This window comes from Pseudomonas sp. 2822-17 (assembly GCF_002742485.1).
In the GTDB taxonomy this organism is placed as follows: Bacteria; Pseudomonadota; Gammaproteobacteria; order Pseudomonadales; family Pseudomonadaceae; genus Aquipseudomonas; species Aquipseudomonas cyclaminis.
Genome location: NZ_LJRZ01000667.1, coordinates 1 through 283, shown reverse-complemented (window position 1 = coordinate 283; position 283 = coordinate 1). Strand labels below are relative to the sequence as shown.

The following is a 283-nucleotide window of genomic DNA, read 5'->3' as shown; positions in this document are numbered from 1 at the left end:
GTTGTAGTCCATTTTGTCTTCTTTGCTGATTGACAAGTTGAACAACTTGATCTTCAAATTGTGAATGGTGTTCTGCAGCTGCTTTCAGCCTAATTACTTCTCCAACTTGCATATTATAAGGATCAATTTCTGGGTTTAATTCCATGAGTCTTCTGTAATCTACATTGTAACGTTGTCCAATAAACCAAAATGAATCCCCAGGAGAGACTTTATAATGCTCAAAAGGTGGATCATCAAAAAACTGCACCTGTTGTGCTCCGGATATCATAGGGAACACTAATAA

Annotated in this window: 1 protein-coding gene; it reads right to left on the bottom strand. The window is 37.1% G+C overall.

Features of this window, described 5'->3' with window-relative positions; genetic code table 11:
- On the bottom strand, positions 1–247 hold a 247-nt coding region (locus tag AOA60_RS23795), incomplete at its 3' end, for a LysM domain-containing protein (RefSeq protein ID WP_218240811.1).
- Positions 248–283 lie beyond the last annotated feature (36 nt).